This is a genomic window from Moorena sp. SIO3H5, assembly GCF_010692395.1.
Classification (GTDB): Bacteria; Cyanobacteriota; Cyanobacteriia; order Cyanobacteriales; family Coleofasciculaceae; genus Moorena.
In genome coordinates this window covers 1-6,107 of record NZ_JAAHHS010000442.1, presented here as the reverse complement: position 1 = coordinate 6,107, position 6,107 = coordinate 1, and the positions used below count along the sequence as shown (strand labels likewise).

4 protein-coding genes are annotated in these 6,107 nt (G+C 41.3%); 1 reads left to right on the top strand and 3 read right to left on the bottom strand.

Translation table 11 applies throughout. From position 1 onward, the window contains the following. The first annotated feature begins 156 nt into the window (after window positions 1–156). Window positions 157–1,788: an Hsp70 family protein gene (locus F6K52_RS30735; RefSeq protein WP_293087874.1), complete on the top strand. Its 1,632-nt coding sequence runs from the start codon at window positions 157–159 to the stop codon at window positions 1,786–1,788. Window positions 1,789–1,954: 166 nt separating this feature from the next. On the opposite strand, the gene F6K52_RS30730 is transcribed toward F6K52_RS30735, so the two are convergent. The 3 genes from F6K52_RS30730 to F6K52_RS30720 all read right to left on the bottom strand — a co-directional run. Further along, complete coding sequence (locus tag F6K52_RS30730) at window positions 1,955–2,239, bottom strand: type II toxin-antitoxin system mRNA interferase toxin, RelE/StbE family (protein ID WP_293087871.1); 285 nt, start codon at window positions 2,237–2,239, stop codon at window positions 1,955–1,957. Further along, window positions 2,232–2,450: a hypothetical protein gene (locus F6K52_RS30725; RefSeq protein ID WP_293087868.1), complete on the bottom strand. Its 219-nt coding sequence runs from the start codon at window positions 2,448–2,450 to the stop codon at window positions 2,232–2,234. The genes F6K52_RS30730 and F6K52_RS30725 overlap by 8 nt, the downstream gene beginning before the upstream one ends. Window positions 2,451–2,571: 121 nt before the next feature. Next, on the bottom strand, window positions 2,572–6,107 hold a 3,536-nt coding region (locus tag F6K52_RS30720; protein WP_293087865.1), incomplete at its 5' end, for a WD40 repeat domain-containing protein.

Below are 6,107 nucleotides of genomic sequence, written 5' to 3'. Positions count from 1 at the left end.
ATCAGCTATCAGCTATCAGCCAATGGCTGAATACTTAGGAATAAATTTGCCATTGGTTTGTTTTTCATCCCAGCTTCCCTATAGACTAGGTTTCCAAACTTCGCAATTTATCTTGATAATAAAGAATATCAATAAGATCAGTTCAATAAACATTAAATGCCTAGCACCAGTACTACCTCCTACGCTATTGACTTTGGCACGAGCAATACGGTGATCACTCGCTGGAACCCAGTCACGGAAAAGCCAGAAACTATCACCTTACCAGGACTTGCTCTGCAACTTAGTCAAAATCCTCCCTTAATTCCCAGTTTGGTGTATGTGGAAAATGCGGCTCAGGGTAAGGTCATGGTTGGACAGGCAGTACGCGATCGCGGATTGGATCTAAGCAGTGACCCTCGATTCTTCCGCAGCTTCAAACGGGGGATTGGTGCTGAGGTTCAGGGATTTCTGCCAGCACTGGATGGGATCGGGATCACCTTTGAACAAGTTGGGGAATGGTTCCTCAACCAAATTATTGAAAATCTATCAGCCCTCCAGTCCGAGGCGGGGGATTCTGCCATTGAATCGGTGATTCTGACTGTGCCTGTGGATAGCTTTGAAGCTTACCGCCATTGGCTTAGTACAATCTGTCAATCCTTGCCAGTGGAACAGGTGAGGATGCTGGATGAACCGACAGCGGCTGCCTTGGGCTATGGTATTGCGGAAGGGGATACTCTGCTAGTTATAGACTTTGGTGGTGGTACCCTGGATTTATCTCTGGTGCAGCTGAATCAGGAGGCTCAAGGGAATAAAAAACCCCTCGGGTTTATTCTTAAGTGGGGGCAAAAGTCCTTTGGTGAAGGGTCTAGCCAGAAGGTGAAAATTGCCCGTGTGCTGGCGAAAGTGGGACAAAACTTGGGTGGGACAGATATTGATAACTGGCTGGTGGATTATTTTGTGGAAACTCAAGGGTTAATGCGATCGCCTTTGACTACTCGACTAGCAGAACGCCTGAAAATTCAACTGTCTGAGCAGTCTGAAGCCACTGAAGTCTATTTTAATGATGAAACCTTTGAGAGTTACGAACTAAAACTAGACCGGGAGACCTTTGAAACTATTCTCAAAGAACACGAGTTTTTTGATACCCTTGATAATAAGATGACGGAAGTGCTGCAACAAGCAAGACGCAGCGGTATAGAAGTGCCAGATATAGATGGTGTCTTGTTAGTGGGTGGCACCGTGAAGATCCCAGCAGTTCAGGCATGGGTAAACCGGTATTTCGACTCAAGCAAGGTTCGTTGCCAAAAACCCTTTGAAGCGATCGCAACTGGCGCACTTCAGCTCAGCCAAGGTATCGAAGTCCAAGATTTCCTCTACCATAGCTACGGAATTCGCTATTGGGATAGACGGTTGAAGCGTCACAACTGGCACTCTATCATTAAAGAAGGACAGCCTTACCCCATGAGTGAGCCAGTAGAACTATTCTTAGGAGCATCGGTAGAGAATCAACCGAGTATAGAGCTAATTTTAGGAGAGTTAGGCTCCCAAACTGGTGGCACAGAGATTTATTTTGAAGGCGATCGCTTGATTACTCGTCAGTTAGGCCAGGGTGAATCTGCTGTGCAACCCCTCAATGACAGGGATGGGGCAAGAAGTGTGGCTAAATTAACACCCCTGGGCAATCCCGGAAGCGATCGCATTAAACTCCAGTTTCAAGTTGATGGTGAACGTTACTTGAGAGTTACTGTTGATGATTTACTTACCAATGAAACCTTATTGGCAAATCAGGTAGTAGCTCAGTTAAGTTAATTGGTTATATCATCTTCGGTTGAACACTTATAAATAGTAGGTAATAGGGAACAGGGAACAGGGAACAGGGGATCAGTGCGTTGTGCGTAGGGTGTGTTAGGGGCGGGCTTGTCCTCATGTTAAACTTCGTAGCGACTGTTGCAACAGCCCGCTCCGTAACGCACCACTAATAAACTTCATCGTGAGTGCCAATATCAATCAAAAGTATTTCTTCTTCTAAGGTGTCTGGATTTTGTTCAAAGTTGAAAATAAGACGACAATCATATTCAACCGAACAAGCCCAAGCACCTGATAATTTACCTTTGAGTTTATGAGTGCGTAGTATAGGATTATAAGGATTATCAGCAAGTAATCTTAATTTTCCTTCAATTTTTGGTTTTAAATTCGGTTGACGTTTAATGATTGCCTTAAAAGCTCGTTTAAATGATGAAGTGACAATTAAATTAGTCATTGTTTAATTCGGCGATAACATCATCAACTGTACCTCGGAAGACGTTACCTTGTTGATAGTCTTGGTGAGCTTTAGTAATATTAACAGCAATTTCTTCTCTTCTTTGTTCAATTTGTCTATGTCTAACAATATTCATTAAATCGTTTTGTTCTTCTAAAGAAAGAGCGTCAATCATTTCTAAAATTTGATTAAAGTGACTTGTTGGCATCATTTTTTACTATCTTGTCCAAAAACTATTTTTTTACTGTAATCTAAATCAAAAAGTAATGTTACCTAGAGGGAATTGTCTCAAATCTTACCTTTTTAATACCTTCATATTTTATCACTAGCATTTATTCCATCAAACAAAGTTGACGCTCTTCATCACTAGCATCATCGTTATTTTTTAGATAATCTTTTAGATTATTACAAGCGTATTTAAGAAGTTCATCTTGGTTAAAATTCCACAATTTTACTGTATTGTCACGACTAGCAGAAGCGAGGTATTTACCATCGGGACTAAAAGTGACATGAAAAACAATACCCTTATGCCCTTTCAAGGTATCTACCAATTTCCCATCTAGTGTCCACAATTTCACTTTTTTGTCGCGACTAGCAGAAGCGAGGTATTTACCATCCGGACTAAAACTCACACCATAGACATGACCCTGGTGCCCTTTCAAGGTCTGTAGCAATTCCCCCTCTTGTGTCCACAATTTCACGGTTGTGTCACTACTACCAGAAGCGAGGTATTTACCATCCGGACTAAAACTGACACTATTGACTCTATCCTGATGCCCACTCAAAGTCTTTAGCAATTCCCCCTCTTGTGTCCACAATTTCACTGTCTTGTCACCACTACCAGAAGCGAGGTATTTACCATCCGGACTAAAACTCACACCATAGACATGACCCTGGTGCCCTTTCAAGGTCTGTAGCAATTCCCCCTCTTGTGTCCACAATTTCACTGTCTTGTCACCACTACCAGAAGCGAGGTATTTACCATCGGCACTGAAACTCACACTATTGACTCCATTCTGATGACCAGTCAAGGTCTTTACCAATTTCCCCTCTTGTGTCCACAATTTCACTGTCTTGTCACCACTACCAGAAGCAAGGTATTTCCTATCCGGACTGAAACTGACACTCTTGACAGAACTCTGATGGCCGGTTAGGGCCTTTACCAATACCCAATCTCCTGTCCACAATTTCACAGTTCCGTCACGACTAGCAGAAGCGAGGTATTTACCATCTCGACTGAAACTCACACCATAGACATAATGCTGATGACCAGTCAAGGTATCTACCAATACTCCCTCTGAGGTCCACAATTTCACTGTCTTGTCCAAACTAGCAGAAGCAAGGTATTTACCATCGGCACTGAAACTCACACCATAGACATAATCCTGATGACCAGTCAAGGTATCTAGCAATTCCCCCTTTGGCGTCCACAATTTCACTGTTCCGTCCCAACTAGCAGAAGCGAGGTACTTACCATCCGGACTGAAACTCACACTATTGACTTGAGAATCATGGCCGGTCAAGGTTTTTATTAATTCCCCTTCTGAGGTCCACAATTTCACTGTTGTGTCAAAACTAGCAGAAGCGAGGTATTTACTATCGGGACTAAAACTGACATTCTTGACTTGATCCTCATGACCAGTCAAAGTCTTTAGCAATTTCCCCTCTGAGGTCCACAATTTCACTGTCTTGTCTAAACTAGCAGAAGCAAGGTATTTACCATCCGGACTGAAACTCACACTATTGACTTTATCCTTATGACCAGTCAAGGTCTTTACCAATTTTCCCTCTGAGGTCCACAATTTCACTGTCTTGTCATGACTAGCAGAAGCGAGGTATTTACCATCTCGACTGAAACTGACTCTATTGACACTACCCTGATGACCAATCAAAGTCTTTATCAATTCCCCATCTCGTCTCCATAATTTCACTGTTTTGTCATAACTAGCGGAAGCGAGGTATTTACCATCTTGACTGAAACTGACTCTATTGACACCACCCTGATGACCAGTCAAAGTCTTTATCAATTCGCCATCTCGCCTCCACAATTTCACTATTCCGTCACGACTAGCAGAAGCGAGGTATTTACCATCCGGACTGAAACTCACACTATTGACTTTAGAATCATGGCCAGTCAAGGTCTTTACTAATTCCCCATCTCGCCTCCACAATTTTACTGTATTGTCAGTACTAGCAGAAGCGAGGTATTTACCATCTCGACTGAAACTGACTCTATTGACACCACCCTGATGGCCTTTCAAATAGTTAATCTCTCTTAGATTAATATCACTTACTTGATAAACACTTTGTCGCAATAAGTTTACTCCTTGTATCAAACTATTTAGTGTTGGTTTATTGGCTTGTTGCAACTTTCGATTTACTTCAATTATCCTTAATTTATTAGATATATTTTTATAGTCTGAGTTAGATTTTAATCGTATAATTCCAGCTTTAATATTTTCATTGTTAGCAGCAATAATTGCTTTATTTTTTTCAAAAAACCAAAATAATGCTAATCCAGAAATTATTGCAAAAGCTATTGTTACAACTCCTATAGTGGTTTGAAAAGAACGCCTTTGGTATGTCCGGCCTAACAAAATAAACTCTTTTTCAGTATCAGATATTTCTTCCCCATGTTTTTCAAGTTGTTCCTGTGCATAGACTAGAGCAGCTCCCCGCAATAACAATCCCTTATCCCTGTTCATCTCCCGCCATTGGCCTATCGTAACTCGGATTCTTTCCTGCCAAGTACGGAATTCTCGGTCTGCTTCCATCCATCTTTTTAGTTGTTCCCAGTTACGAATTAACGCTTCATGGACTAACTCAACTGTTTCTTGTTCTGAATTTTTAGAACTGGTAATAACAGTACGATTGGTAACCAGTAACCGAGCATCTGCTAATTCCTTAACTAAATTCCAGTTGCTTTCCTTTAACTCAGCTTTAGTAGCGACTCGTTTAGTATCTTTTGTACCTTCACCTGGATGTACTAACTGGATAAATATTCGCTTTACCCTTTCTTGTTCCTCTGGCTTGAATTCACTCAATGTCTTATTTGCATAAGTTGTTATTGCACCAGAAACCTCACCTATTTCTTCATAAGCATCATGAGTGATTTGTTTCCCTATTCGTTTTTTCCACAATTCGGTTAAGGTAAACTCAAGCAAAGCTAGATTACCAGGTTCATTTTGAACATCATTCAAAATTCGTTCTACTAACCCGGCTTCAAAAGTAACTCCCAAATTTTCCGCAGGTTTTTCGATTACCTCCTTCAATTCCTCTCGGCTCATTGCGCCCAGCTTAATATCCGCATTTTGTAGCATATCCGCTAAGGGACGATAAGAAAGCACATTTGCCAAAAAATCAGCTCTTATTGTTGCTACAAGTACAATGGAAGATGATGAACGAAAATTAGCTGATTGGAAGCCAGGTAATAAACAATCCAAGAAACTACGACGAAATTGTAGATCAGAATATTCAGTGTAGAGTTCCTCAAACTGATCTACAATTAAAAGTACTTTATGATTTGGATATCGCCGTTGGACGTTACTAAAAACATTATCTAAAGAAAGCTCCTCTTTACTGAGAGATTTAGCTAATTTACCAGCCTGAGTCATCTGATCTGTAGAATCCAACTCCGACTTATAAAGTGGAACAAGTGCCTCAGCCAATGCATAAAATGGATTTTTCCCACTACTAGGACGAAAATGAGTAAACTTCCAATGACCTTCTTTTTCCAATTTCGGGACTAACCCTGCCAAAACCACTGAAGACTTACCACTTCCCGACGCACCCAGCACCGGAATAAAATTACGGGTTTGACTTGCTTCAACAAGTTTTTCTACAAACACATCACGCCCAAAGAAAACCA